Source organism: Streptomyces sp. NPDC024698 (assembly GCF_055559015.1).
In genome coordinates this window covers 54,122-75,033 of record NZ_JBVHLK010000022.1, presented here as the reverse complement: position 1 = coordinate 75,033, position 20,912 = coordinate 54,122, and the positions used below count along the sequence as shown (strand labels likewise).

The following is a 20,912-nucleotide window of genomic DNA, read 5'->3' as shown; positions in this document are numbered from 1 at the left end:
TGAACGTCACTGGAGGGATCAATCCATGTCCATGGTGTTGGTTTCCCGGCGGTAGGCCCGAGTCACGAGTGACAGTCGCTCCGGCCGCCAGAGATCGTCCCGGTCGTTGAGGCTGAGTTCGCCATTCCTGCGGAGCAGCCAGACGACTTCGAACTGGTAGTGGAGTACGGCATCGCCCTCGATGTGATCCAGCAGAGGCATAACCAGGCGGATCATGTCGTCCTGTTGGTTCGATGTGTCCGCTTCCTTGCCCATGCGGAAGCCGACATCGATCGTGGGAGTGAACCCGAGACTGGTGACGATGGGGTCCCATGGCTGAGGCTGTCGCTGCTGGATCACGCTGACACAGGTCCCTCGACGGGTGTAGGCGAACGTCCCGACCTCCATCAACTGCCCGCCCGTGATCGATTCGTCGAACACACCGGATTTCTTCCCGATCTCGGCCAGACATGCCGCGACTTCGGCCGGAGTCGCCTGTGTGGCGATGTCGAGATCGTATTCGATTGCCATACGGACAGATTCCCTTGGTTGTCATGGATAGAGGTGAACTATGTTGCCCGCGCGGTCGATCACCATCACTTCTTTCAAGCCTTCCTTGGGCCAACTGTGAAACTGTTGACGAAGAGCGCCAAGGTCGGCTCCGCTGTCACCGAGATTCAGGACGACGCGCTCTGTCTGCCCTTTGTCCACCTTCTTCTCCACGGCCCGCCAGATTGAGCGAGGGTTGTCAGAGGTGGGGGCGTAATTGTCGAAAATCTTGCCCTCGATGCGGAAATCCGGCTTGGTTCCGTTGGGCATCTTCCCAGGAGACTGTTCGACGTCATACCCCTGTCGAGCCAAGGTCTCCGCCGAGTGCACCTCCCGTCCCTTCGCTCGCACCGTCTCCGCGTCGTCATTCTTGCTCAGGGATTCCGGCTTCCCGCGCGGCTCGGCGTTCGGATCCACCTGTCCCGAAGGCTTGGTGCGGTCGATCTTGGCTGCTGTGTCCCAGTCGCCCCCGCCCCCGCCCGAGCCGTCGGACGTCATGTCGACTCGGTCGGGCCCCATCGCGTCGTTCATGATGCCGGTGGCTCCGGCGCCCGCGATCGAGAGCCCGGTGGCGATCTGGGCCGCGGCCGCGACATTGATCGGAATGCCGAGAGCCGCACCGATCCCGGATGCGTCCAGCAGGATGCCGCCCGCCTCCTCGCCGACGCCCGCCAGCGCCAGCCCGAGTCCCCCGAGTACGGCCATCGTCGATCCGAGGTCGTCCACCATGGCCTTGCCGATGGAGGCGAGATCCGAGACGAGTACCTCTCCCGCCTCCTTCATCGTCTCCCCGACCTCGGACGCGACAGAGTCCACGGCGTTGCCGAACTTGTCCCACCGCGAATCGTGCATGCCGTCGTGGGTGATAGCTCGGTGGACGACCGCCGCGGCCCGGTTCGCGGCGTCGTCGCGTACGCGCTTGGCCTCGCGCAGCAAGGTCTTCGCGGCATTCAGGTCGTCGGCCGCGCCGTCCCGTTTCTTCTTCAGCCGCACCAGCCCGGGGTCGTCGTCCTTGGTGTTCGGTGGCAGGGACGCGATGTTCTCCGCCGCCGAGCGGTGGTCGGCGGCTGCCTCCGTGGCCGCCTTCAACGCCTTGTCCGCCAGCTGCTGAGCGTGTTCCAGGGCCGAGGCCCAGTCGCCTGTGCTGCCCTGGCGGACGCGCGTGCCCATCGCGCTCGACGCCTTGTCGTAGCGGTGGTAGGCCTTCCGCAGTGGCTTGATGGTGTCCCGCGCCGTGTCACGGAATGCGTCGGCCGCCTTGGACTTCCAGGACTCGACACCGCTCAGCGCCTCGATGTCCCCCGCTTCGCGTTGAATGTCGTTCGCCATCTCGCGCAACGACTGGCCGAGGAGCGCGATCGCGTCCGGGTCACCGGGGACCGGGTCGCCGTCCTCCCCCAGTACCGACCACTCGTGGGCCGGTGGACGGCTCATGCGGGCCCCGCGCCCTGTTTGCTCCTCGCGTCCTGTCGGCGCAGAGCGGCCGCGAGCTCCGCGTCGATGGCGTCGTAACTCCTGGCGGCGTCCGCCGTGATGGTGCCGAGGGTCTTGATCCGGGCCGCCAGGTCCCTCCGATGGATCTTCCAGTTGCTCGCGAACGCGTCGAACGCGTCGACGACATGCTGACTCCCCAACTCCGTCGCCGAGAAGTCCTCGGCGGGGTTGGCCCGGTCGGTGAAGGAGTGGTGGATCCGCTGCAAGGCGCGCGAGCACTCGCGTATGCGCTGGGTGTCCGCCTTCAGGTCGCTCATCGATGCCCCGTGGTCCGACGCGCGGTTCCGTCCCGCGCTGCTCCGTGTTCATGCCGGCCTTGTGACCCTACGAGGAGCGGGTCTGGCCTTGGTATGGCCGAATTCAACTGCGGGCAAAGGGCGTCGGGCGTCAGGGGAGTCGCCCGTGGCAACAGGCTTGCCGCGCAAGGGGCGTCGGGGCCTGCTGGTGGATGTCGTGAAGGGTGTGCGGGGTCAACGGAGGCGGTGGAGGTTCGGGTGGTGGGGTAACTCGGTTGTCGTGGGCGGTTGGTGAGGAAACGGGCGAGGCGGCGTCAATGCCGCCACCTCGGTCTTCGACACCCTCCTTAGACTCTCAGTAGGCTCGGTTCACCTCCGAACTCACGCCCTCCCCATACGACCCCAGGACGCCCGCCATGGCCCGACGCACCAACTCCAGTCCGACGGGCGGCTCGCCGGGTCCGAGGAATCGGACGCCGCAGCCCCTGCCCCGGCGCCGCCGGACGTTCGGGGACTTCGTGAAGGCGTTCGGGGCGTTCGCGGCCCTGCTGGTGCTGCTCGTCGGTGTGCCGGCCGCACTCGTGGTCGCCGTGGGGTGGCCGCTGCCGCACGGGGCCCCCTCGCTCGACTGGCTCCAGCAGGAGATCACCGTCGGCACGTTCATCCATGTGCTGACGGTCCTCGTCTGGTTCGCCTGGGCGCAGTTCGCCGCGTGCGTGCTCGTCGAGATGAAGGCCGCGCTGTCGGGCATCGGGCTGCCGAACCGGGTTCCGGGCGCCGGGCCGAGCCAGTTGCTGGCCCGTCAGCTCGTCGCGGCCCTCCTGCTCGTCGGCGCGGCCGCCGCGAGCTTCACCCCGGGCCTCTCCCAGTTCGGGCAGAGCCCGGAGACCGGCCGGCAGGGTTCCGTCGCCGCCGCCCAGCAGATTCCCGGACTGTTCGCGCAGCAGGAGCGGGCCGCAGCCGGAGTCGCCGCGGCGGTGTCCGAGCAGGCCGCCGACGCCGCGTCCCGGGCCGCGTCCCAGGCGGACGGCGGCGCCTCCGCCCGGCACGGCGACACGAAGTTCTACCGGATCCAGCCCCCCGAGGGCCGTCACCACGACTCGCTCTGGGAGGTCGCGCAGCGCCACCTGGGCGACGGGCGCCGGTACAAGGAGATCTACGAGCTCAACAAGGACCGTACGCAGCCCGACGGGTCCAAGCTGTCCGAGGCCAGCCTCATCAGGCCCGGCTGGATCATGGAGATGCCCGGGGACGCCCACGGCGGCGAGCTCGTCGAGATGCCCCGCGCCGAGCCCGGGATCCCGGAGCAGGTCCAGCAGCAGATCCACGACTACGCCAAGACCGGCGACCAGCAGCAGACGGACGGCCTACAGGGCGGCGACACCGGCCGACAGGGCGATCAAGGCGGCCAGAGCGGCCAGAGCGGCCAGAACGGCCAGAACGACCGGGACACCGCGCAGTTCCGTGTTCCCCAGCAGCGCGCCGGCGGCGAGCGCGGTCAGGAGCGTGTGGGCACCTCCTCCGAGGAGGCCCCCGCGAACGCGCGCGACGGACAGGGCACGCGGTCGGCAGCCGAGGAGAGCGGATCCTCCTCCGGCCTGCCCGAGGCACTCCTCGGCGCACCCCTCCTCGCCGCGGGCCTCCTCGGCGCGCTGGGCCGGCGCCGCCGCCAGGCCCTGTGGCAGTCGGCGCTCGGAGCGGTCGGCGGGCGGCGCGGCATGGAGCCGCCGGTTCCGGCCGGATCGGCCGCGGACGCCCAGGACGCGCTGCTCGTCGGCGCCGACCCCGAGGCCGTACGCCTCCTCGACCTGTCGCTGCGCGGCCTCGCCGCCGCGCTCGCCGCCGAATCGCGCCCGCTGCCGACCGTCTACGCGGCCTGGCTCGGCGGCAACGGCGATCTGCACCTCCAGCTCGCCCAGCCCGCCGGAAGGCCGCCCGCGCCGTGGCGGCTCGGCCAGGACCAGACGTTCTGGATGCTGACCCGCGAGGACGCCGAACGGTACGAGGAGGTCGACACCGCCGCCCCCTACCCGGGCCTCGTCAGCCTCGGCACCATGGACGACTCGCGGCTGCTGCTCAACCTGGAGGCCGTGCCGGGCATCGTCTCCCTGAGCGGCAGCGCGTCCGACCGCGCGGGCGTCTTCGCCTCCGTCGCCGCCGAACTGGCCACCAACGGCTGGTCGGACCGCATGACGATCACCCTCGTCGGCTTCGGTGAGGACCTGACCCCGCTCGCCCCCAACCGGCTGCGCCACCTCGACGGCGTCGAGGCCCTCGTCGAGACGATGGAGGCCGAGACGCGCCAGCGGCGCGGCGCGCTGGGCGCCGCCGGACACGACTCCGTGCTCACCGGCCGCACCGGGCCCGCCCAGCACACCCGTTGGGCCCCGCACCTGGTCCTGCTCGCCACCGAACCCTCCCCGGCCGACGCCCTCACCCTCGCCGAACTGGCCGCGGACGCCGGACGGTTGGGGATCGGCTATCTCGTCGGGACCGAGTCCGGTGAACTGCCGGGCGCGGCCTGGGAGATGGAGATCACCCGCGAGGGCAAGCTGCTGGCGCCGCTCCTCGGCCTCGAACTCGACGCGCAGTCGCTGCCGGTCGCCCAGCAGCAGGCGGTCGTGGAACTCTTCGTCGTGTCGGACCCGGAGGGCGGGCCCGACGACCCGACCGACACCCCGCCGTTCCTCGTCGACATCAGCGAACAGGGGCGGCCCGCCGTGTACGCGCGGCTCGTGGGCCCGTACGAGATCATCGGCCTGGAGACGCCCGAGGGCGAACGCAGTCCACTGCTGCACGAGGCGCTGGCGCTGCTCCTGCTGCACCGCGAAGGGGTGCACCCGCGGGTGCTGTCCTCCGCGCTGTGGCCGCGCGGAGTCACCGAGGACGTCCGGGACGCCCTCGTCGAGCGGCTGCGCGGCTGGCTCGGCGTCGACCCCGACGGCACACCCCGCCTGGGCACCGACGCGACCGGACGGCTCACGCTCGCCAAGTCCGTCGTCTCCGACCTGGACGTCCTGCGCTCCCTCTATCACGAGGCGACCCAGGGCAAGGGCGCCGACAGCCGGGTCGTCCGCGGGCGGCTGCTCACCGACGCCCTCGTCCTCGTCCGCGGTCCGCTGCTCGCCGACCGTCCCGAGGGCCGCTACGGCTGGCTCACCCACGAGATCGTCGACGCCCAACTGCCGCTGCTCGTGGCGGACATCGGGCTCGCACTCTCCGCGTTCCATCGGGAGAAGGACCGGGCGGAGAAGGCGATCGAGGCGCTGAACGCGTCGATGAACTCGGCGCCGGCGGACGAGCGGCTGTGGAACGAACTGCTGCGCGCGACGCATGCGACCGGGGACGAGGACAGGATGAGGCGGCTCGCCGCGGACCTGGTGGTCCGCAGCGGCGCGCGGGGGCTGCCGCCCCGGACGGAGGCACTGCTCGACGAACTGCTGCCGGCCTGGCGAAACGGCGCGGCCGCGGTGGGCTGACATCCGCTCGGCCGCCTGGCCCCTTTCGGGGTCGGTCACCGGCCGGTGGCGGTTCCGCGGCCTTCGCGGCCGTCGTACCGGACTGTTCCTGGGGGGAACGCGTGGATCTCGATCTCTGGATCACCGTCGCCGCCGCGCTGTGGGGCGCGGCGGCGGGGCTTCTGGTGCCCCGGCCCGCCTACCGCTTCGCCGTCGACCCGGACGAGCCGTGGCGGGACCGCTGTCCCGAGGGGCAGCCGATCACCGGGGCCGCGCGCGGCTGGCTCGGGCTCGCCCGTTCCCCGGGCGGCACCCCTTACGGCCCCGGCGTCCTGCTCGTCGCACCGGTCACCGCCCTGCTCTGCGCGGGGCTCGCCCTCGCCACCGGGACACGCCCCGAGCTGGGCGTCTGGCTGCTGCTCGCGCCGCTCGGCGTGCTGCTCGCCGTGGTGGACTTCCGAGTGCAGCGGCTGCCGGACGCGCTGACCCTGCCGCTCGCGACGGCGGCGCTGGTGCTGCTCGGGGCGGCCGCCCTGCTGCCCGAACACGCGGGGGAGTGGCTGACGGCGCTGCTGGGGGCGCTCGTGCTCGGCGGCGCGTTCTTCGTGCTCTTCCTCATCAACCCGAACGGCATGGGCTTCGGCGACGTGAAACTCGCCCTCGGCCTCGGCGCGGTGCTCGGCTGGTACGGGTGGAGCGTGGTCGTCCTGGGCACCTTCGCCGGGTTCCTGTTCGGCGGGCTGTACGGGCTGGTGCTGGTGATCGCGCGGCGCGCGGGGCGCAAGACGTCGATCCCGTTCGGCCCCTTCCTGATCGCGGGGGCGTACGTGGGACTGCTGATCGGGGCCTACGCGGCCTGAGTCGGCCGGGGCGACGGTACGGCGCCCGGTGCCGAGGGAAGGTGGGCCGGGCGCCGGCCGGGCCGGTCGCAGGGAGCCCGGTGCCGTCCGGGTCGGTGGGCTGGCGTCGGCCGGTGCGGTGCGCTGGCGTAGGGTGGTTGAGTCTGTCCACAACCCTTACGAAAGGGACGCTCCCGGTGACCGAGAAGGCCGACCTTCAGTCCGTGCTGGACCGTGCCGCCGCGGGTGGGCGGATCACTCCGGAGGAGGCGCTCGTCCTCTACCGCGACGCCCCGCTGCACGCGCTCGGCGCCGCGGCCGACGCGGTGCGCCGCCGCAGGTACGCGGGTACGGAGCACATCGCGACGTACATCATCGAGCGCAACATCAACTACACGAACGTGTGCGTCACGGCGTGCAAGTTCTGCGCGTTCTACGCGGCCCCCAAGGACACCGCCAAGGGCTGGACGCGCGACCTCGACGACATCCTGCGCCGCTGCGCGGAGACCGTCGAGCTCGGCGGCACGCAGATCATGTTCCAGGGCGGACACCACCCGGACTACGGCGTCGAGTACTACGAGAAGCACTTCGCCGCGATCAAGGGCGCCTACCCCGAACTGGTCATCCACTCCCTCGGCGCCTCCGAGGTCGAGCACATGGCCCGGATCTCCAAGGTGAGCGTCGAGGAGGCCGTTCAGCGGATCCACGCGGCCGGTCTCGACTCGTTCGCGGGCGCCGGCGCCGAACTGCTCCCGGCCCGCCCGCGCAAGGCGATCGCCCCGCTCAAGGAGAGCGGCGAGCGCTGGCTGGAGATCATGGAGATCGCGCACGGTCTGGGCGTCGAGTCGACGTCCACCATGCTGATGGGCACCGGCGAGACCAACGCCGAGCGCATCGAGCACCTGCGGATGATCCGTGACGTACAGGACCGGACGGGCGGCTTCCGCGCCTTCATCCCGTACACCTACCAGCCCGAGAACAACCACCTGAAGGGCCGTACGCAGGCGACGCTCTTCGAGTACCTGCGGATGATCGCGATCGCCCGTCTGTTCCTGGACAACGTGGCCCACATCCAGGGCTCCTGGCTGACCACCGGCAAGGAGGTCGGCCAGCTCTCCCTGCACTACGGCGCGGACGACCTCGGCTCGATCATGCTGGAGGAGAACGTCGTCTCCTCCGCCGGTGCCAAGCACCGCTCCAACCGCATGGAGATCATCGACCTGATCCGCAAGGCGGACCGGGTTCCCGCGCAGCGGACCACGACGTACGAGCACATCGTCGTCCACGACGACCCGGCGAACGACCCGGTCGACGAGCGCGTCATGTCCCACATCTCCTCGACGGCGATCGAGGGCGGCACGGCACACCCCGAGCTGAAGCTCCTCGCCTCCAACTGACGCGCCCATGCTGACGATTCACATCGCCGAGGAGTCGGCCGGGACGGCGCTCCTGGTCGACGGGGCGGCCGTCGCCGCCATCGGCCCGTACGAGGAGCTGGCCGCCGCCCATCCGAGTGCGAAGGTGCGGCGCTGGCCCGGCATCCTGACGCCGGGACTGCTGAACCCGTACGGCCCTGAGCTGCTGGAAGCCACCTACCACCCGGACCCGCGCGAGGCCGAGGGCTTCGGCACCGAGCCCATCGGCGGGGAGCGGGCCAAGCGGATCTTCCGCGCGGAACCCACACGCCTCGGCGCCAGCGCGCGGCGCGGGATCCAGCGGATGCTGGCGCACGGCACGGTGGCGGTGGCCGGGGACCTGCGGTCGCGATCGGTGGCCGACGCGGTGCGCAGGGCCGGACTCGTGGTGGGAAGGCGACCGGACCGGCTCCCGGGTCCTGCGGCGCTGTCCCCGGCCCCGCTGATCCTGCTGCCGCAACTGGTGCCGGGCGGTCCCGCCCGGTTCGCCGTGTTCGACGTCGCGGACCGCGACGAACTGGTGCGGCGCGGCGCGGGGACCTGCGTGGCGACCGTGATCGGCGGACGACTGGTGTACCGAGGCCGCTGATCACGGCGCCGACCCGGCCCTGATCACAGCACGGGGTGCCGGCTCAGCCCGCGAACGCCCGGGCGAAGGCTCCCGAACTCTGCTTCACGCCACTGCAATCGGTCGCCGCGTCGCCCGCCGTGGCGCTGCCCTTCTCGCACTGCCGGTCCCGGAACGTCGACCACATCGACACCCAGGCCACGCCCTTCTTCTCGGCGAACTCCCTTACCTGCGCCGCGTCCGCGAGCCCGAACGTCTCGTCGCCCACGTCGTTGACGCCGATCATCGAGGTGAGCGCGAGCCCCTGCCAGGCGTGGGCGTCCGACAGTCCGAACACCTTCTTCAGCTGGCCGTGGGCGGCCTCGGCGGACGCGATCGCGTAGTCGCCCATGTCTCCGGCGTACGAACTGCCGTAGTTCATGGTCATGATGTTGACCGTGGAGACGTCCACGGAGTGGTCGTTGGCGGACTCCAGGAGAGCCAGCCCGTCGGAGTCCAGGCCGGACGGCATCACGGGCAGGGTGAAGGACACCGTCAGTCCTGGGCGCTTCCTCTGGAGCAGCGCGATGGCCTCGGAGCGCAGCGCGACCGAGGCGGAGTCGCCCAACTCGGTGCCCTCGATGTCGAAGTCCGCCTGTGTGGAGCCTGCGGCGTCCAGTGCCGCGCCATAGGCGGCGGCCAGATCGCTCGCGCTGTCGCAGGCCGACGCCAGTTCCTTGCCGGACGCGCCGCCGAACGACACCCGTACCCCGGCACCGGATTTTGCGAGCGCCCAGACACGGGACTTCACGGCCGGGTCCCCGATCGCGTACATGCCGTCCCACTCCGGTGTGCAGTTGCTGCCGTCCGAGATCACGAAGGCGAGGTTGTACGTGGTCGGCGACCCCGCGGAGTCGGTGCCGGCGGCGGTCGTGGCGCTCACGTACGGGGCGTACGAGGTGGCCGGCGACGGGGACGTGCCCGGGTTCGGGGCCGCCGCCGTGGTCCGGCCGGCGCCCGCGGCCGCCGGGTCGGACGCGCCGCCCGAGGAGCACCCCGTACAGGCCAGCGCCACCAGGCACAGAAGCCCCGCGGCCGGCTTGAGGAAACTCCGCATTGTGCACGCACCCGCTCTCGTGATGTCTGTCTCAGGACGGAAACAAACGGTCGTTTCTCGACTGGAAATGTGTCACACCCGGAACGGATTAACGAATGGAGATCGCGCCGAGAAATCGGGGAAGAAGGCGCCGACAAACGGGGCGATGGGGACATTCGATGGGTGTATATCGACCATATCCATCGGGTCCGGGTCGCGTGGGCTTTCCCTGATTCTCATAGAGAAACTACAGGCTGAGGCATCCCTCATGGGCCGTTCACGCAGAAGCCGGAGTTTCCGACACATAAAAGCGTCCTACCGTCTGGGGAATGCAATCCGAGTCCGCCATCGAAAACCCAGCCCAGGTGTGTGGCCGTCGCCGCAAACGCGGCAGCGCGGCCGTGGACGGCCCCGTGTTCGTCGACAACTCCGGGCGCCGCGCGCGCCTGCTGACCAGAATCGGCCTGCTCGTCGGTGTCGGCTGCCTCGGCTACGCGGTCGTGCTCGGCATGGCCTTCACGGGCTGGGGCACCTCCCTGACGCCGTCCTCGCTCCTCCCCTTCGACGGCGGCCGATCCGGTTCGGCCCCCGCCGCGGGTTACGGCACGACCCCCGCCGCGGGCGACGGCACGGGCTACGGAGCCGGCTTCGGCACGGGCCACGGCGGGCCGCGCGGTTCCATCGCCCCCAGCGGCGGGGTGCACCCGACCTCATGACCACGACCACATCCCCGCGCGGCCGACGGCGCGCCCCCTCCAGGATGGAGCGGGCCGTCGGAAAGGCCGCGGCGCTTCAGAAACCCCGTGCCGTCCTCGCCCTGTTGCTCCTGCTGGCGCTCGTCAGCGTGATGCTGCTCGACGGCTATCTGCGGTCCGAGATCGGCAACGACGCCCGGGTGCGCGACGGAGCGGCCTACGACGAGGTGCCGCAGAAGATCCTCGACGGCGGACCCGTCCTGACGTTCGCGGGCGGCACCGCGAGGACGCAGTCCGTACCGAGGAAGACCATCGTGCTGACCTTCGACGACGGGCCGACCGCGGACTGGACGCCCCAGGTCCTCAAGGTCCTGGAGGAGAACGACGTCGAGGGCACCTTCTTCATGGTCGGCTCGATGATCTCCCGCTACCCGGACGTGGTGAAGACCCTGGTGGACCAGGGCAACGAGGTCGGCATCCACACCTTCACCCACGTCGACCTCTCCTATCAGAGCACCGCGCGCCTCCGACGCGAGCTGAAGCAGACCCAGTTGGCCCTCGCGGGCGCGGCCGGTGTCACCACCACGCTGTTCCGTGCCCCGTACTCGTCGGAGATCAGCGCCGTCGACAACTACAGCTGGCCCGTCTACAAGGACCTCGGCGGCCTCGGCTACACCAGCGTCTTCGTGGACACCGACAGCGACGACTGGAAGAAGCCGGGCGTCGCGAAGATCGTCCGCTGGGCGACGCCCAAGAACGACGAGGGCGCCATCGTGCTCATGCACGACGCGGGCGGCGACCGCTCGCAGACGGTCGCCGCGCTCGGCACGTACATCAAGAAGATGAAGGCGAAGGGGTACATCTTCACCACCGTCAGCGGCGCCCAGGCCATGCTGGGGGCGGACCGTGTCGCCCAGACCGCCCAGCGGAGGGCCACCGGCGCGACCCTCTACGAGGGCAAGGCGCTCGTCTACGCCGTGGTGGTCGCCGAATGGGTCGTGCCGGCGCTGTCCTGGTTCCTCCTCGTCGTCGGCGTCGCCGTCATGAGCCGGTTCGCGATGATGCTGGTCCTCGCCCGGCGTCACCACCGGCAGCGCAACCGCGGACGCGGCCGGGGCGGGAGGTTCAGCTGGGGGCCCGAGGTCACCCGGCCGGTGACCGTGATCGTGCCCGCGTACAACGAGAAGGAGTGCATCGCGGGCACCCTCAAGTCGCTGGCGCGGAGCACGCATCCGATCGAGATCATCGTGGTCGACGACGGTTCCGAGGACGGCACGGCAGAGATAGCGGAGTCGCTCGGCATGCCGAACGTCCGGGTCGTCCGACAGGAGAACGCCGGCAAGCCCGCCGCCCTCAACAACGGTGTCCGCAAAGCCCGTCACGACATCGTCGTGATGATGGACGGCGACACCGTCTTCGAGCCGGACGCCGTGCGCCGGCTCGTGCAGCCCTTCGCCGATCCGGAGATCGGGGCGGTCGCGGGCAACGCGAAGGTCGGCAACCGCACCACCATGATCGGCGCCTGGCAGCACATCGAGTACGTGATGGGCTTCAACCTCGACCGCCGCATGTACGACCTGCTGCGCTGCATGCCCACCATCCCCGGTGCCATCGGCGCGTTCCGCCGGGACGCGGTCCTGGAGGCCGGCGGCATGAGCGAGGACACGCTCGCCGAGGACACCGACATCACCATCGCCATGCACCGCGCGGGATGGCGGGTCGTCTACGAGGAGCACGCCAAGGCCTGGACGGAGGCGCCCGGTTCGTTCAAGCAGCTGTGGTCGCAGCGCTACCGCTGGTCGTACGGCACCATGCAGGCGCTGTGGAAGCACCGCAAGTCCCTGACGGACAGGGGCCCTTCGGGTCGCTTCGGTCGCGTGGGCATGCCGCTGGTGGTGCTCTTCCAGATCGTCACGCCGGTGTTCGCCCCGCTCATCGACGTGTTCACCGCCTACTCGATGCTCTTCGTGGACTTCAGGGCCGCGCTGCTCGCCTGGCTGGCCGTCCTCGCCGTCCAACTGATCTGCGCCGCCTACGCGTTCCGGCTCGACGGGGAGAAGTACCGCTACCTGGCGATGCTGCCGCTCCAGCAGCTCGCCTACCGCCAGATGATGTACCTGGTCCTGATCCACTCCTGCGTCACGGCCCTGACCGGCGGCCGCCTCCGCTGGCAGAAGCTCAAACGCACGGGCGAGGTCGGAACCCCGGCGGGGGTGAGCTAGATGAGCCGGCCGCCGGAACAGGAACAGCGAGGGCAGTACGGGCAGCAGGCGTATCCCGGCCCCTGGCAGCAGTACGAGCAGCCGATCCCGTGCCAGGAGCCGATCCCGGACGCGGAGCCGATCCCGTACGCGGAGCAGTGGTCGTACGAGGCGCCGAGCCCGTACGAGGAGCAGTGGCCGTACGTTCCCGAGGAGCCGGGGGCGGTCTCCATGGAGGTGCGGCTGACGGCCGAGGGCGGAGACGAGGCCGCGGCGGCTCCTCCGGCCCCGAAAGGGAGATCAGGGGGCCGTGACCGCTATTTCGACACCCTCCGCGCCGTGGCCCTGGTCCGTGTCGTCGCCTACCACACCTTCGGCTGGGCCTGGGCGGGACTCGTCTTCCCGTCGATGGGCGTGATGTTCGCGCTCGCCGGCACGCTGATGGCCAGATCCCTGGAGCGCCCCGCGTTCGGGGTGATCCGAAGCAGGATGCGGCGACTGCTGCCGCCGTTCTGGTTCTGGGGCTTCTTCGTCGTGCCGGCGATGCTGATCCACGGCTGGATGCCGGGCCGGCAGATCGTGTTCTGGGTCGTCCCGGTCGGCGACCCCCCGGGCGACCGGTGGGGCGAGCAGGCCTGGGAGATCCTCTGGTACCTGCGGACGTACCTCTGGTTCGTGCTCCTCTCCCCCCTGCTGCTGAAGATCTTCCGCAAGGCCCCGGTCCCGGTCCTGATCCTCTCGCTCATGCCGATCGTGCTCCTCCGCTACGGATGGCAGCCCTCCTACGACCGCTTCGGCAGCGCCCTCACCGACCTCGCCACCTATCTCTTCTGCTGGCTGCTCGGCTTCGCCCACCGCGACGGGGTGCTCCAGCGGCTGAAGCCGGCCGTGGTCGTCCTCGGTTCGGCCGCCGCCCTCGCGTACGGCGGCTGGTTCGCCCTCGCGCACCGGTCGGAGTTCGGCACGTACGACCTCGACGAGAACCCTCTCGCCCAGGCCTTCTGGTCGGCGGGCTTCGTGACGCCGCTGATGTACTTCAAGGCGTACCACGACGTCGATTTCGCCTGGCTGGCCCGCTTCCGACGGCTCGACCGCGCGGTGACGGTCTTCAACGGGCGCGCGGTGACGATCTACCTCTGGCACGAGATCGCGCTGATCCTGGCCGTCCCGCTGATCGACCAGTTCTGGAAGGTGCCGGCGTTCGAGAAGTGGCTGCCCCTGGAGAGCCAGTGGTTCATGTTCGCCGTCGGATGGGTGCTGGTCTGGATCGCGATCCTCCTGTTCGGCTGGGTCGAGGACGTGGCCGCCAGGAAGAGGCCCCGGCTGCTGCCGTAGCGGCTCGAAGGGTGAATCTCGCCCCGGTTGGCCGTGCGGGGACGCCTACAGCGAGCCGGACACGATCTTGGTCACGAGCATGGGAGAAATTCCCACAGAGAGGCTGACGTCCCCCATGCGTCGTTCCCTGCTCGCCGCGTCCACCGCGGCGACCGCCCTCACCGCCGCCCTGTCGCTGGCCCTGAACGCCCCCGCCGCCGCCGGAGCCGGCCGTGGGCACAACCCCGAACCCTGGGTGAAGCGCAGCGCGGTGATGCGCGCGAATCCCAAGGACTTCCATTCACTGTGCAAGAGACAGAAGGACGGAGTCCCCGAGACCCGCACCTTCCCGCTCTTCGAACACAGCAGGGGCTTCACGGCGATCGAGGACTTCAAGCGCCAGGACCCGGACGGCACGGTGTTCTGGTCCGGCCACGATCCGAAGCACCCGGAGAACACGATCTCCGTGTCCATCATCGGAGCGTGTGTCGCCGGTCCGGTCACCCTGTCCGGCGAGATCGAGGAGGGCTTCCGCCAGTACGTGTACAAGCCGCTGGCCAAGCGTCCCGGCCGGTACCTGCTCCAGGAGATCGACGCCCTGAAACTGCCCCCGAGCGGACAGGGCGTCGACACGGTCACCGTGCCGCCGACCAGGTCGGTCAGGCCGCAGCCGGGCCGCCGGGTCGCCACCCCCGACAATCCGGCGGCCATCGACATCGTCGTCGCCTACACCCCGGCCACCGTCACCGAACTCGGTTCGGTCTCCGCGGTCCAGAGCCGTATCCGGTACGGCGTGAACCAGCTCAACCGGGCGCTCGCGACCAGCGAGGTGCCCGCCAGCGTGCATGTCGTGAACACCTACCAGACCCAGGCGACCGGCGTCGCCCGTGAGAACGCCGGAACCCTGCTGAGCATGGTCAGCAACCCCCTGAACCCGACCCTCGGCGTCACGGCCGCCGCCCAGAGGACGGCTTTCGGCGCGGACCTGGTGGCGCTCATCGCCGCCATCCCGGCGGAGGACAGCTCCGGGCAGGCCAACCTGCCCAACCCGGCGGGCCCGGGGACCAGCGGCAACGCCTTCTCGGTCACCAGCGCCTTCTCCATCACGGCGTGGGAGAACCTCGCGCACGAGATCGGCCACAACTTCGGCCTCATGCACGACCGCAAGACGGTCGTGGACCAGGGCGGCACGACTCCCGTGGGCACCCAGAACTACGGCTGGGTCACCGCCGACCAGCGGCACCACACGATCATGGCCTACTCCAGCGCCTGCAATCTGCGGTGCACGGTCGTCAACCAGTACTCCAACACCGTCAACCTGCTCAACGGGCAGGCCCTCGGCGACGAGAACAACAACAACGCCGCCGTCGCGACGCGGGCCGCGGAGTTCCTGGCCGGCTACCGGGCCTCCCTGGTCACCAACCGGGTCTCCCTCACCATGAACGCCAGCCCCGTCGCCGGAGGCAGGCTCAAGCCGAGCGAGTACGGCCCGTACGACCCCGGCACGCAGGTCACCGTCACCGCCGAGACGGACCCCGGCTTCCGGTTCACCGGCTGGGAGGTCGACGGTGTGCCCCAGACCGACACCACGCCCAACTACACGATCACGATGAACGCCAACCACACCCTCACCGCGCTGTTCGCCGAGGTCCCGGAGCCCCCGCAGTAGAACCCGGCGCCGGACAGCGGCCGCACCGGCCGCGGGACCACCGGCGGCGGGACGCGCCGTACCCTCTCCGTGCTTCACGGGGCGGGTGCGGCGCACTTCTCGTCCGCGGGCCCCGTCCGCGGCCGGGCGCCTCGGAGCCGCCGGGACCGTACTGCCACAATGGGACGGTGACCCGCGCATCCCTGGACAAGCAGCCGCACGAAGTCGCCTCGATGTTCGACGACGTGGCGGAACGGTACGACCTCACGAACGACCTGCTGTCGCTCGGCCAGGACCGGGCGTGGCGCAAGGAGGTCGCGAAGGCGGTCGACGCGCGCCCCGCGCAGAAGATCCTGGACCTCGCGGCCGGCACCGCGACCTCCTCCCTCCCCTTCGCCCGCACCGGCGCGTACGTCGTCCCCTGCGACTTCTCCCTCGGGATGCTCCGCGTCGGCAAGCGGAACCACCCCTGGCTGCCGCTGACCGCGGGCGACGCGACGAAGCTGCCGTTCAAGGACGACACGTTCGACGCCGTCACCATCTCCTTCGGACTGCGCAACGTCCAGGACACCGACACCGCCCTTCGCGAGCTGTACCGCGTGACCAAGCCGGGCGGGCGTGTCGTGATCTGCGAGTTCTCGCACCCCACCTGGGCGCCGTTCCGCACGGTCTACACCGAGTACCTGATGCGCGCGCTGCCCCCGGTCGCCCGCGCCGCCTCCTCCAACCCGGACGCGTACGTCTATCTCGCCGAGTCCATCCGCACCTGGCCGACCCAGCCGGAGCTGGCCGAGCGGCTGATCAAGGCCGGCTGGTCCAAGGTGGCCTGGCGCAACCTGACGGGCGGCATCGTGGCCCTCCACCGGGGCTACAAGCAGGTCTGATCCGACCCCGCGCGCGAGCACGCGCCTGACCCCGCTCGGACCCGCTCACCGGGGCGACCTGCCTGCGGTCACCGCTACCTGAGCACCTCGAACGGAAGGCCGGGCAGGTCGAGTTCGCGGCGGAGCCCGCCCGACGGCGGGCGGGGCGGGCGGGGCTCACGCACCCCGGCGCCCCCCTCCGCGTCCCCGAGGTCGAACCACACCGTGACAACGGCTCCGCGCGGCACCTCGGCCCCGGGCTGCGGAAATTGCCGTACGACGTAGTCGACGACCGTCCGATGGAAATCGGGCCGGTCGGGCGCGGCGAGCAGAACACCGCGAGCCTCAGCCGTCTCTCGCGCGTCCATGGCCATCAGACCGACGAGCCGCGGCACGCGCACTTCGGGTGTCTTGGGTGTTATGCGCACAGACGTCACCCCCAGCGGTACCGGAAGGGTAGGCCTCGCCCCGCCCTTCGGGAACCCGTCGGAAGGCGCGGGGCCCCTGCCCGGGGCCGGCCCCGGCGACGGTGAGGCGCCCGGCCCCGCCGGGGGTCACATGGCCGCCCGGTCACGGTCACAGGCCCGGCCGCCCGGGCCTGCCGCCTGCGGTCTCGGCGCCGGATGGTCGCCGGCGGCCCCAGGGCAGCCCGGTCACGGTCACAGGGTCAGCCGGTAGCGGTGTCCCTCATGCTGGGAGGAGGGCAGCGTGAACCGTTCCGCGAGCTCCATCCCGAGCCGTCTCGTCACCGCGATGGAACGGGCGTTGCCCGCGTCGACCATGGCGACCACGTCCGTGACGCCCGCCGCGCGGACCCGCTCCAGGGTGGTGCGCGCCGCCGCCGTGACGTACCCCTTGCCCCAGTGCGCCCGCCCCAGCCGCCAGCCGATCTCGATCTTCCCGGCCGGACCCCAGGCGTGCGGCCACGGCTGCGCGCCCGTGAAGCCCAGCACCTCGTCCCCGGGCCCGAGCATCGTCCACAGACAGAACCCGCGTTCCGCGTCGTGCCGCCGCTGGCGCGCGGTGAGTTCCTCGTAGACGGACCGTTCGGCCGCGCGGCCCCCGTGGAACTGCATGACCTCGGGGTCGTCGAACACCCGGTGCCACGCGAGGGCGTCCTCGTCGGTGGGCACGCGCAGGCGTACATCGGGGAGAGCTCGGTTCACGGGGCAGCCCTTCAGCCGGGTGATCGGTACCGCTGCATAGACTGCCCATGTCCAGTGCCCGTCGGCACGTTCATTTCGAGTCTTGGGGAGACCCCGCCGTGACCGAGTCCCAGCCACTCTCCGAGAACACCGCCGACGTCATCGTCGTCGGGGCGGGGCCAGCCGGTTCCACCACCGCCTACTACCTGGCGAAGGCGGGGCTCGACGTCCTGCTCCTGGAGAAGACGGCCTTCCCGCGCGAGAAGGTCTGCGGTGACGGACTGACCCCGCGCGCCACCAAGCAGCTGGTGTCGATGGGCATCGACATCTCCGAGGAGGCCGGCTGGCTCCGTAACAAGGGCCTGCGCATCATCGGCGGTGGCGTCCGCCTCCAGCTCGACTGGCCGGATCTCGCCTCCTTCCCCGACTACGGACTCGTGCGCAAGCGTGACGACTTCGACGAGCAGCTGGCACGGCAGGCGCAGAAGGCGGGTGCGCGGCTGCACGAGCGCTGCAACGTCGGCGCCCCGATCCTCGACGAGCGCACCGGCCGGATCATCGGCGTGCACGCCAAGCTGGGCGACGCCGACTCCAAGGAGAAGCGGGAGGTGACCTTCCACGCCCCGCTGGTGGTGGCGGCGGACGGCAACTCCACCCGTCTCTCCCTCGCCATGGGCCTGCACCGCCGCGAGGACCGCCCGATGGGCGTCGCCGTCCGTACGTACTTCACCTCGCCGCGCCACGAGGACGACTACCTGGAGTCCTGGCTGGAGCTGTGGGACCGCCGGGGTGCCGAGGACCGTCTGCTGCCCGGCTACGGGTGGATCTTCGGCATGGGCGACGGCACCTCGAACGTCGGCCTCGGTGTCCTCAACACCTCCGACTCCTTCAAGGAGCTGGACTGGCGCGAGGTCCTGAAGGCGTGGTGCGCCTCGATGCCGGAGGACTGGGGCTACACCCCGGAGAACATGACCGGCCCGATCCGCGGCGCGGCCCTCCCGATGGCCTTCAACCGTCAACCTCACTACACCAAGGGCCTGCTGCTCGTGGGTGACGCCGGCGGCCTGGTGAACCCCTTCAACGGCGAGGGCATCGCCTACGCCATGGAGTCCGGCCAGATCGCGGCCGACGTCATCGTCCAGGCCCACGCGCGCGCCACCCCCGGTCAGCGCGAACTGGCTCTCCACCGCTATCCGCGCGTCCTCAAGGACACCTACGGCGGCTACTACACGCTCGGCCGCGCCTTCGTGAAGCTCATCGGCAACCCGAAGGTCATGAAGATCGCCGCCCAGCGCGGTCTGACCCACCCGATGCTGATGAAGTTCACGCTGAAGATGCTCGCGAACCTCACCGACCCGACCGGCGGTGACGCGATGGACCGCATCATCAACGGTCTCTCGAAGGTGGCCCCGAAGGCCTGACCCGGCGGGAATCCCGCCCCGGGCCGCCCGCCCGGACAGCCAGAAGGACCGCTCCCCGCACAGGAAGCGGTCCTTTCGGCTGTTCACCCGGGGGTCAGAGCACGCGCACCGCGCCCGTGGCCGGGTAGCCCGAGAGGTCCTGGATCACGACGCCCTTGGACGGGTTGGCCGCGTCCAGGTACTGGCCGTTACCGATGTACACGCCGACGTGGTAGGCCGACCCCGCCGAGCCCCAGTACAGAATGTCGCCGACCTGGACATTGGACAGGGAAACCGGCGTACCGGACACCGACTGGTCCTGCGAGACGCGCGGCAGGTCGACGCCGACCTGCTTGAACGCCGCCTGCACCAGACCGGAACAGTCCCACGCGTTGGGTCCGGTGCCGCCCATGACGTACGCGTCGCCGACCTGTGCCTTGAGGAAGGCGATGACCGTCGCGACACTGCCGCTGGCCGGCGCGGCGACGTTCGTGGACGTGGTGGCGCTCGCCGACAGGACGGACCGCGCAGAGGAGCGCGAGACGGCGTCGGCCGCGGCGGCCTTTCGCGCGGCCTCCGCCTTCTTCTTGGTCTCGGCCTTCTTCTTGGCGTCCGCCAGGTCGGCCTTGGCCTGCTTGGCGGCCTTGGCGGCCGCCGCGTCGCGCTCCGCCTGGAGCTGGTAGTTGGCCGCGGCCTGCTGGGTGGCGTCCGCGGACTCGGCGACCTGAGTGGCCAGGTCGGCCGTCAGGGTCGGCAGCTCCATGGTCTGGGTCACGGGCTCGGCGGCGCTCGCCGAACCCGCGGCCGCGGCCACGGCCAGGGTGCTGAGGACGCCACCGGCAACTCCGGCGCGCATCGCGAGCGACGGGGCGTTGCGACGGGGTTTCCGGTGGCTTCGTATGTGTGCGGTGTGGGACATGGGTACTAGCGGTACCAGGGGCTCCTCCATACCTTCAAGAAACGTGTGGTGCGCCACAGTTGTTCAATCGGTCGCCGAATTCCTCGCCCGTCACTCTTTATTGACGCCGTAACGGGCATTGCGGACACTGTCCATCAGGGCCGTGATCATGGCCTTTCCGCATTACGTCCGAATTGCCCGCCGCCTACCACCGGTTGAAGAGGATGGCCAAGCCCGGCTTATCTGACCCATAGGTAGATGTGGTGCAGGTCACGGAACGGTCACCCGGGCGGTCGCGTCCCGCGCGTGAACCCCGGCGGTCCCCGCCCCGCCCCCGCATGTGAACGCGTGCACGTGTCCACATCGGTCCCCTCGGTCCCTCCGAAGTGTGAACGCGCTCCTCTATCAAGGGGGTGCGTCCAGCGCCAATTTGCATGCAGCGGAAGTCTCTTGATATGGAGACGACCCTCCCGGCCTGCGATGATGAGCGAAAATGTCACGTCTGGTGATCGACCTGACGCTTCGCGTGTGAAGATCACTGCTCATCCGACTTCATGATCGTTCGTCAGGTGGTGGAGATCACAAAGCTAAGGCAATACCCCGTGTCGCAGATCACAGACCGCCGGGCATAAGATGCGAGGCAGTTGGGCTTGTGACCTGCTTCACATGTCCGCGATCTTCGCCGGGACGGGTGGGGTTCGCGGTGCTGACGAGGCAGGGGTGCAGGCTCGCCGAACCGCCACCAGTCAGTGCCGACTGAGAGGAGCGAGGAGCGTGAACGCGTATGCGCCGATCCTCGTACTGGGAGCCCTCGGGGCAGGCTTTGCGATCTTCTCCGTGGTCATGGCCACGCTGATCGGTCCGAAGCGGTACAACCGCGCAAAGCTCGACGCCTACGAGTGCGGCATCGAGCCGACCCCCACGCCGGTCGGCGGTGGGCGTTTTCCCATCAAGTACTACCTGACGGCGATGCTCTTCATCGTCTTCGACATCGAGATCGTCTTCCTCTACCCCTGGGCCGTCACCTTCGACGCCCTGGGTGTTTTCGGGCTCGTGGAGATGCTGCTCTTCGTGCTCACCGTCTTCGTCGCCTACGCGTATGTGTGGCGGCGCGGCGGCCTGGAATGGGACTGAG

18 protein-coding genes are annotated in these 20,912 nt (G+C 70.2%); 11 read left to right on the top strand and 7 right to left on the bottom strand.

What is annotated here, in order from left to right:
* Positions 1 to 18: 18 nt before the first annotated feature.
* The 3 genes from ACZ4AA_RS32160 to ACZ4AA_RS32150 are packed head-to-tail and all read right to left on the bottom strand — an operon-like array spanning position 19 to position 2,279.
* Positions 19 to 510: a SitI3 family protein gene (locus tag ACZ4AA_RS32160; protein ID WP_467610591.1), complete on the bottom strand. Its 492-nt coding sequence runs from the start codon at positions 508 to 510 to the stop codon at positions 19 to 21.
* A gap of 21 nt (positions 511 to 531) precedes the next feature.
* Positions 532 to 1,962, bottom strand: a complete 1,431-nt coding sequence (locus tag ACZ4AA_RS32155) for a CdiA C-terminal domain-containing protein (protein ID WP_467610589.1) — start codon at positions 1,960 to 1,962, stop codon at positions 532 to 534.
* The gene (locus ACZ4AA_RS32150) at positions 1,959 to 2,279 is read right to left on the bottom strand and encodes a hypothetical protein (protein ID WP_467610587.1); all 321 of its coding nucleotides are present in this window, start codon (positions 2,277 to 2,279) and stop codon (positions 1,959 to 1,961) included. Before ACZ4AA_RS32150 ends, ACZ4AA_RS32155 begins: the two co-directional genes overlap by 4 nt.
* Before the next feature lie 395 nt (positions 2,280 to 2,674).
* Here ACZ4AA_RS32150 and ACZ4AA_RS32145 point away from each other — a divergent pair, with 395 nt between their 5' ends.
* The 4 genes from ACZ4AA_RS32145 (at position 2,675) to ACZ4AA_RS32130 (ending at position 8,559) form a co-directional block, all read left to right on the top strand.
* A complete protein-coding gene (locus ACZ4AA_RS32145) occupies positions 2,675 to 5,737 on the top strand; it encodes a BTAD domain-containing putative transcriptional regulator (protein WP_467610585.1) in 3,063 nt (1,020 codons plus the stop codon).
* Between the two features lie 101 nt (positions 5,738 to 5,838).
* Entirely contained in the window at positions 5,839 to 6,576 is a 738-nt protein-coding gene (locus ACZ4AA_RS32140) for a prepilin peptidase (RefSeq protein ID WP_467610583.1), read from the top strand.
* A 176-nt stretch (positions 6,577 to 6,752) separates the two neighbouring features.
* Positions 6,753 to 7,952 carry a cyclic dehypoxanthinyl futalosine synthase gene (mqnC, locus tag ACZ4AA_RS32135; RefSeq protein ID WP_467610581.1) on the top strand — a complete coding sequence of 400 codons (1,200 nt, stop codon included), beginning with the start codon at positions 6,753 to 6,755 and terminating at the stop codon, positions 7,950 to 7,952.
* A gap of 7 nt (positions 7,953 to 7,959) precedes the next feature.
* Positions 7,960 to 8,559: an imidazolonepropionase-like domain-containing protein gene (locus ACZ4AA_RS32130; protein WP_467610579.1), complete on the top strand. Its 600-nt coding sequence runs from the start codon at positions 7,960 to 7,962 to the stop codon at positions 8,557 to 8,559.
* A gap of 43 nt (positions 8,560 to 8,602) precedes the next feature.
* Here the strand turns inward: ACZ4AA_RS32130 and ACZ4AA_RS32125 are convergent, their stop codons facing one another.
* Positions 8,603 to 9,634, bottom strand: a complete 1,032-nt coding sequence (locus ACZ4AA_RS32125; protein WP_467610577.1) for a chitinase — start codon at positions 9,632 to 9,634, stop codon at positions 8,603 to 8,605.
* 308 nt (positions 9,635 to 9,942) lie between these two features.
* Here ACZ4AA_RS32125 and ACZ4AA_RS32120 point away from each other — a divergent pair, with 308 nt between their 5' ends.
* The 5 genes from ACZ4AA_RS32120 (at position 9,943) to ACZ4AA_RS32100 (ending at position 16,355) form a co-directional block, all read left to right on the top strand.
* The gene (locus tag ACZ4AA_RS32120) at positions 9,943 to 10,329 is read left to right on the top strand and encodes a hypothetical protein (protein ID WP_467610573.1); all 387 of its coding nucleotides are present in this window, start codon (positions 9,943 to 9,945) and stop codon (positions 10,327 to 10,329) included.
* Positions 10,326 to 12,530 (top strand): bifunctional polysaccharide deacetylase/glycosyltransferase family 2 protein, encoded by a 2,205-nt coding sequence (locus tag ACZ4AA_RS32115; protein ID WP_467610570.1) that lies wholly within the window; start codon positions 10,326 to 10,328, stop codon positions 12,528 to 12,530. The genes ACZ4AA_RS32120 and ACZ4AA_RS32115 overlap by 4 nt, the downstream gene beginning before the upstream one ends.
* Positions 12,531 to 13,844: an acyltransferase family protein gene (locus ACZ4AA_RS32110; RefSeq protein WP_467610568.1), complete on the top strand. Its 1,314-nt coding sequence runs from the start codon at positions 12,531 to 12,533 to the stop codon at positions 13,842 to 13,844.
* 115 nt (positions 13,845 to 13,959) lie between these two features.
* Positions 13,960 to 15,492: a M12 family metallo-peptidase gene (locus ACZ4AA_RS32105; RefSeq protein ID WP_467610566.1), complete on the top strand. Its 1,533-nt coding sequence runs from the start codon at positions 13,960 to 13,962 to the stop codon at positions 15,490 to 15,492.
* 167 nt (positions 15,493 to 15,659) lie between these two features.
* Positions 15,660 to 16,355, top strand: a complete 696-nt coding sequence (locus tag ACZ4AA_RS32100; RefSeq protein WP_467610564.1) for a demethylmenaquinone methyltransferase — start codon at positions 15,660 to 15,662, stop codon at positions 16,353 to 16,355.
* Between the two features lie 74 nt (positions 16,356 to 16,429).
* Here the strand turns inward: ACZ4AA_RS32100 and ACZ4AA_RS32095 are convergent, their stop codons facing one another.
* Both ACZ4AA_RS32095 and ACZ4AA_RS32090 read right to left on the bottom strand, forming a co-directional pair.
* A complete protein-coding gene (locus tag ACZ4AA_RS32095) occupies positions 16,430 to 16,762 on the bottom strand; it encodes a PASTA domain-containing protein (protein ID WP_467610562.1) in 333 nt (110 codons plus the stop codon).
* 231 nt (positions 16,763 to 16,993) lie between these two features.
* Complete coding sequence (locus ACZ4AA_RS32090) at positions 16,994 to 17,500, bottom strand: GNAT family N-acetyltransferase (RefSeq protein WP_467610560.1); 507 nt, start codon at positions 17,498 to 17,500, stop codon at positions 16,994 to 16,996.
* A 47-nt stretch (positions 17,501 to 17,547) separates the two neighbouring features.
* On the opposite strand from ACZ4AA_RS32090, the gene ACZ4AA_RS32085 reads away from it, so the two are divergent.
* The gene (locus ACZ4AA_RS32085) at positions 17,548 to 18,900 is read left to right on the top strand and encodes a geranylgeranyl reductase family protein (protein WP_467610557.1); all 1,353 of its coding nucleotides are present in this window, start codon (positions 17,548 to 17,550) and stop codon (positions 18,898 to 18,900) included.
* Positions 18,901 to 18,994: 94 nt separating this feature from the next.
* Here ACZ4AA_RS32085 and ACZ4AA_RS32080 read toward each other — a convergent pair whose 3' ends face one another.
* On the bottom strand, positions 18,995 to 19,828 hold the full coding sequence (locus tag ACZ4AA_RS32080) for a C40 family peptidase (protein WP_467610554.1): 834 nt from the start codon (positions 19,826 to 19,828) through the stop codon (positions 18,995 to 18,997).
* Positions 19,829 to 20,551: 723 nt separating this feature from the next.
* On the opposite strand from ACZ4AA_RS32080, the gene ACZ4AA_RS32075 reads away from it, so the two are divergent.
* Positions 20,552 to 20,911, top strand: a complete 360-nt coding sequence (locus ACZ4AA_RS32075; RefSeq protein WP_037627175.1) for an NADH-quinone oxidoreductase subunit A — start codon at positions 20,552 to 20,554, stop codon at positions 20,909 to 20,911.
* The last annotated feature ends 1 nt before the right edge of the window (position 20,912 follow it).

Coding starts and splice junctions, on each gene's coding strand:
- ACZ4AA_RS32110 (WP_467610568.1), top strand. CDS start 12,531: ATGAGCCGGCCGCCGGAACAGGAACAGCGAGGGCAGTACGGGCAGCAG.
- ACZ4AA_RS32125 (WP_467610577.1), bottom strand. CDS start 9,634: ATGCGGAGTTTCCTCAAGCCGGCCGCGGGGCTTCTGTGCCTGGTGGCG.
- ACZ4AA_RS32115 (WP_467610570.1), top strand. CDS start 10,326: ATGACCACGACCACATCCCCGCGCGGCCGACGGCGCGCCCCCTCCAGG.
- ACZ4AA_RS32105 (WP_467610566.1), top strand. CDS start 13,960: ATGCGTCGTTCCCTGCTCGCCGCGTCCACCGCGGCGACCGCCCTCACC.
- ACZ4AA_RS32120 (WP_467610573.1), top strand. CDS start 9,943: ATGCAATCCGAGTCCGCCATCGAAAACCCAGCCCAGGTGTGTGGCCGT.
- ACZ4AA_RS32080 (WP_467610554.1), bottom strand. CDS start 19,828: ATGGAGGAGCCCCTGGTACCGCTAGTACCCATGTCCCACACCGCACAC.
- ACZ4AA_RS32150 (WP_467610587.1), bottom strand. CDS start 2,279: ATGAGCGACCTGAAGGCGGACACCCAGCGCATACGCGAGTGCTCGCGC.
- ACZ4AA_RS32130 (WP_467610579.1), top strand. CDS start 7,960: ATGCTGACGATTCACATCGCCGAGGAGTCGGCCGGGACGGCGCTCCTG.
- ACZ4AA_RS32145 (WP_467610585.1), top strand. CDS start 2,675: ATGGCCCGACGCACCAACTCCAGTCCGACGGGCGGCTCGCCGGGTCCG.
- ACZ4AA_RS32085 (WP_467610557.1), top strand. CDS start 17,548: ATGTCCAGTGCCCGTCGGCACGTTCATTTCGAGTCTTGGGGAGACCCC.
- ACZ4AA_RS32155 (WP_467610589.1), bottom strand. CDS start 1,962: ATGAGCCGTCCACCGGCCCACGAGTGGTCGGTACTGGGGGAGGACGGC.
- ACZ4AA_RS32160 (WP_467610591.1), bottom strand. CDS start 510: ATGGCAATCGAATACGATCTCGACATCGCCACACAGGCGACTCCGGCC.